This is a genomic window from Candidatus Aminicenantes bacterium (assembly GCA_011049425.1).
Taxonomy (GTDB): Bacteria; Acidobacteriota; Aminicenantia; order UBA2199; family UBA2199; genus UBA876.
The window spans coordinates 1-5,474 of sequence record DSBM01000163.1 but is presented as its reverse complement, the minus strand read 5'-3'; the positions used below and the strand labels follow the sequence as shown (position 1 = coordinate 5,474).

The window sequence follows — 5,474 nt, the reverse complement described above, 5'->3', positions numbered from 1 at the left end:
CGGCGGCAGCTTTCCTATCCGGTCAGTTTGTTGCTCGCTCTCTTGCGGAAAAAACTGGCCGAGTTCGACGCTGTTGGCGGCGATACGCGTCTGATTCTTTCCCGGGATGAAGTGGTGGAATTGATCCGGATTTTTCTACCTGCGGGCAGCAATGAGGTGAAACTCATCGATCAGGTCGATGCCACCTTGAACAAGATTGCCGAGCTCGGCTTTATCCGCCGCTTGCGTGGGCAGGGGCAGATGATTGAGGTGCGGCGCATTATCAAGGCGTTAGTCGATGCGCAGTGGCTCGCCGATTTTGACGAACGATTAGCGGAATATCGACGGCAGCTTGCGCAACCGCTGGAGAGGATGGATGGCTGAAGCGCTTGAATTGGAATTCATGACAGATGACCGGCTGGCAGGTTTTCGCCTGCAACGACTCGAGGTTTTTAACTGGGGAACCTTTGACGGGAGGGTCTGGACTCTGCGACTGGGCGGAAAAAACGTTCTACTTACCGGGGGTAACGGCTCCGGAAAATCGACCCTGGTCGACGCCGTCACCACCCTGCTGGTGCCGAGTCATCGCATTGCCTACAACAAGGCGGCCGGGGCCGATAGCCGCGAACGTACGCTCAAGTCTTATGTGCTCGGGTATTACAAGTCGGAGCGACAGGAAACCCTGGGCAGCGCCAAGCCGGTCGCACTGCGCGACTTCAACAGTTATTCGGTGATCCTCGGCGTTTTTCACAACGTAGGCTACAACAAGACCGTCACCCTGGCGCAGGTCTTCTGGATGAAAGAGGCCAATTCGCAACCGGCTCGTCTGTATGCGGCCTGTGAACGCGATCTGTCCATTGCGGCAGATTTTTCCGGATTCGGCAGCGACATGGTCAGCCTTCGCAAACGGCTGCGGTCCAGCAGCGTCGAGTTGTTCGACAGCTTTCCGCCCTACGGTTCCTGGTTCCGCCGTCGTTTCGGCATCGATAACGAACAGGCTTTGGATCTCTTCCATCAGACCGTGTCGCTCAAGTCGGTCGGGAACCTGACCGACTTCGTGCGCAGCCACATGCTTGAGCCCTTTGATGTCGCACCGCGTATCTCCGCCCTGATCGGCCATTTCGAGGATCTCAACCGTGCTCATGAGGCGGTTCTCAAGGCCAAACGCCAGGTAGAGATGCTTACGCCTCTGGTGGCCGATTGTGAGCGGCATCGGGAGTTGGCGCAGAAGGCGGATAATCTGCGAGCCTGCCGCGATGCCCTGCGGCCATGGTTCGCCACTCTGAAACTTGATCTTCTGGAGAAACGACTGGCCGCGCTGAATGAAGAGTTGACCCGACACAAAGTCGCCATCGAGCGGCTGGAGGAGCAGCGTCGTACCCAGCTCGGTAAGGAGCGTGAACTGCGTCGTACCATCGCGGAAAATGGTGGTGACCGTATTGAAAGCATTGGTCAGGAAATCCTCCAAAAACAGGATGAACTGGAACGTAGGAAACTGAAAGCATCCCGCTATGAGGAGCTGGTACGTGCCTTGGGGCAAACCCCCGCCACGACCGGAGAACAATTTCTGCGTCAACAGTCTGAAATCGCCAAGTGGCTCGAAACGACAGAAGAAGCCGAAGTCCGCACACAGAACGATCTCAACGAGGCCGGCGTTTTATTCAAACAGGGAAAGGATGAATACGATCAGCTACAAACTGAAATCACGGGATTGAAAGCCCGGGTCAACAATATCGACGAAAAACAAATTGTCATGCGACGTACCCTCTGTCAGGCGCTGAATCTGGCTGAAGAGGAGATGCCGTTTGCCGGTGAATTGCTGCAGGTGAGCGAGGACGAGCGTGACTGGGAAGGTGCCATCGAAAGGCTGCTTCGCGGCTTCGGCTTGTCTCTGCTGGTTCCGGATCGGTATTACGCCAAGGTGGCGCAGTGGGTTAACCAAACTCACCTGCGGGGTCGGCTGGTTTATTTCCGGGTGCGGGAAGGGGTGCGCGGCGAATTGCCTTCGCTTAATCCCGACTCACTGGTGCGTAAGCTGCAAATCAAGCCCGATTCGCCCTTTTATGACTGGATCGAAAGGGAGGTGGCTCACCGTTTTGATCTGGCCTGCTGCGAGAACCAGGACCAGTTCCGCCGCGAGACCCGTGCCATTACCAAGGCCGGGCAGATCAAAGTTCCCGGGGAGCGGCATGAAAAGGATGACCGGCATCGGATAAATGATCGACGGCGCTATGTCCTTGGTTGGAGCAACGTCGAAAAGATCGCGGCGTTGGAAAAAGACGCCAAGCGGCAGGAAGCGCAGCTTGCCGACCTTGCCGGTCGCATCAGCACGCTGCAGAAGGAACAGTCCACGCTCAAGGAGCGGCTCTCGGTTCTCTCAAAGCTGGGGGAATACACCGACTTTCGTGACCTCGACTGGAAACCCGTGGCGGTTGTCATCTCCAGGTTGGAAGCCGAGAAACGTGAATTAGAAGCGGCCTCCGATCTGCTCAAGACTCTGACGTCACAATTAACCGCGCTCGAAAGGGAGTTGAAAGAAACGGAGATTCAGCTTGATGAACGGAAGGATAAGCACTCGAAAACCGAGCAAAAAATCATTGCTGCGCAAGAGCTGCAGCAACAAGCGCAAGCACTTTTAGCGGGAATAACAGAAGATATTGTTCAGAAATTTGACCTCCTGGAAACGATGCGTGAGGAGGCGCTTGGCGGTCAGATGCTGACCGTCGAATCCTGCGACAGCCGTGAGCGCGACATGCGCGACTGGCTACAGACCCGGATCGACGCCGAAGATTCGAAAATCAAACGGTTATCCGAGAAGGTCATCAAGGCGATGACCGAGTACAAAGGCATGTGGACGCTGGAGACAGCAGAGGTCGATGCCAACCTGGCGGCCGCTCCTGAGTACAGGTCTATGCTGGATCAACTGCAGGCCGATGATCTGCCCCGTTTTGAAGGGCGTTTCAAGGAGCTCCTGAACGAGAACACCATTCGCGAGGTGGCGAATTTTCAATCCCAGCTGGCCCGCGAACGGGAAACCATCAAGGAACGCATCGCCCAGATCAACGAGTCGCTCACCCAGATTGATTACAACCCCGGCCGTTATATCAGTCTCGAAGCACAGATGAGTCTCGACGCCGACATCCGTGATTTCCAGACCGAATTGCGTACCTGTACCGAAGGTGCGCTCACCGGCTCGGAAGATGCACAGTATTCGGAGGCAAAATTCCTTCAGGTGAAGCGAATCATCGAGCGGTTCCGAGGCCGGGATGAACACTCGGATATGGATCGGCGCTGGACCGCCAAGGTGACCGATGTGCGCAACTGGTTCGTCTTCGCCGCCAGCGAGCGTTGGCGTGAAGACGACACCGAGCATGAACATTATGCGGATTCCGGCGGAAAATCGGGCGGCCAGAAAGAAAAGCTCGCCTACACTGTCCTTGCCGCCAGCCTGGCGTATCAATTTGGCCTGGAATGGGGTGCGGTGCGCTCCCGTTCCTTCCGTTTTGTGGTCATCGATGAGGCGTTTGGGCGCGGTTCCGATGAATCGGCCCAGTATGGCTTGCGGTTGTTCACGCAGCTCAAACTTCAACTGCTGATCGTCACGCCGTTGCAGAAAATCCATATTATCGAGCCTTTTGTCGCTGGTGTCGGGTTTGTGCACAATGAGGATGGCCGCAACTCGGTCCTGCGCAACCTGAGCATTGAGGAACATCTAGCCGAGAAACAAAGGATGCAAGGATGACGTGGACGACCCCGGCTGATCTCAAAAAACAGGTGCAAAAGCTTTGGGATCGCGGTTTGCTACTCGCCTCAATGACTGGCGGAGAGTCGCTCTTCCCTCGGCGTCTGACCCTCAAGGGACCTAACTCTCGAGAGTTGAGCGAACGGTTCCCCGAGGTGCGGGATTGGATTGGCCAATTGTCCGCTGCCGCGGGTTCCTATCGAATTGAATGGCGCAGTGTCAAACACCGTGTTCTTGGAAACAATAAAATCCCGGCGGCAATTTGGATCGACCAGCTTTCTCAAGCTCTTGAATTGATTGGCAAGCGCCGGGCAGCGGATCAGTTCGCGGCGCTGGTTGAACTGACCAGCGACAAACAGCCTGACTTACTTCCCTGGCTGACAAAACGGCCGCTGCGTGCCTTGGAGTTGGCCAAAGACTGGCCACGACTGCTGGAAATTGTCGGCTGGGTGCTGAAACATCCCCGCCCTGCGATTTATCTGCGTCAGATCGACCTGCCGGGTGTCCATACCAAATTGATCGAAGGAGATCGTGGCGTGCTGGCCGAATTGCTCGATCTTGTGCTGCCTGAGGACGCCATTGATATGGCTCATACGGGAATTGGCGGGTTCTGTCGTCGCTATGGTTTTCTTGATAAACCGTCACGCGTGCGTTTTCGGCTGCTGGACTCGAATCTCCGGCTGTTGCCAGTGGAAGCCGATCAGGATATCACCCTGACACAGCCAGCCTTCGCCTCACTTGATTTGTCGGTATCGAAAGTGTTCATCACTGAAAATGAGATCAACTTTTTGGCTTTTCCGGAGGTTTCTGATGCGGTGGTGATATTCGGAGCGGGATACGGATTTGACAATCTCGCGGCCGCAACCTGGCTGCACGAAAAAGAAATCTACTATTGGGGGGACATCGATACTCACGGCTTTGCCATACTCAATCAATTGCGTGGGTTCTTGCCTCATGTCGTTTCTTTTCTGATGGATCAGCGGACACTACTTGCCCACAGGGCACTGTGGGGGAGTGAAATGCAGCCTGAAACAGGGACTCTTACGCGGTTGAACTCCGAGGAAAACGCACTTTACGATCAATTGCGCCAAAACCATTGGGGGGAACGTGTTCGTCTGGAGCAGGAGAGGATTGGATTCGACTTTTTGCGTGAGGCGCTTCGAGGGATATAAACCGCAACTGTCAAGTATTGGTGCTTCCGGGAAGTCAGCGGGTAACCTCCATCCACTCCGGCGGGTATGGCGCCATCTGAGTAAAGTCGGGTTGCAAAGCGAAGAGACCGCAAATATCTCATAGCGTAGCAACCCTTTCCAATTTTGTCGGAGTCGGTTTTCATGCTATACTCACCCCCAAAATACCAGGAGGTGAACCATGCGCGATACCGATCTTTAGCGGCGCTTGTTGGGCCTGGTGGCCCCGTGGTCTGTTTCGGGTGGAACTTGACGTTGCCGCCCAGCGGGTTGATCTTTGGGTTGAACATCCCAGGGGGCACAAATGGTCGTGTCCGGAATGCGGCCAGGAAGGGCCGTTGCACGATTATGCGGAAGAGAGGATCTGGCGTCACCTGGACAGTTGCCAGTTTCAGACCTTTTTGCATTCACAACCGCCCCGGATGAACTGCTCCCGGCATGGAGTTCGGCAGGTTAAGTTGCCGTAATGTTTTCCTCATTTTGGCCTGCATTTTGTGAAAGCCTTTCCTGATAACGGATCACGGCGATATATGTAGAGCGCTCTTTTGGAACATGTTTTGCAT

At 55.2% G+C, this 5,474-nt stretch carries 4 protein-coding genes; all 4 read left to right on the top strand.

Annotated features, from left to right (window positions below; genetic code table 11):
* Window positions 1–363, top strand: a 363-nt coding sequence (locus tag ENN40_11575) for a DUF4194 domain-containing protein (GenBank protein ID HDP95980.1), incomplete at its 5' end; no start/stop codon positions are given.
* Window positions 356–3,721 (top strand): ATP-dependent exonuclease SbcCD, C subunit-like protein, encoded by a 3,366-nt coding sequence (locus tag ENN40_11570; GenBank protein ID HDP95979.1) that lies wholly within the window; start codon window positions 356–358, stop codon window positions 3,719–3,721. The genes ENN40_11575 and ENN40_11570, both read left to right, overlap by 8 nt.
* Window positions 3,718–4,893: a hypothetical protein gene (locus ENN40_11565; protein HDP95978.1), complete on the top strand. Its 1,176-nt coding sequence runs from the start codon at window positions 3,718–3,720 to the stop codon at window positions 4,891–4,893. The genes ENN40_11570 and ENN40_11565 overlap by 4 nt, the downstream gene beginning before the upstream one ends.
* Before the next feature lie 113 nt (window positions 4,894–5,006).
* Window positions 5,007–5,378: a transposase family protein gene (locus tag ENN40_11560; GenBank protein HDP95977.1), complete on the top strand. Its 372-nt coding sequence runs from the start codon at window positions 5,007–5,009 to the stop codon at window positions 5,376–5,378.
* The last annotated feature ends 96 nt before the right edge of the window (window positions 5,379–5,474 follow it).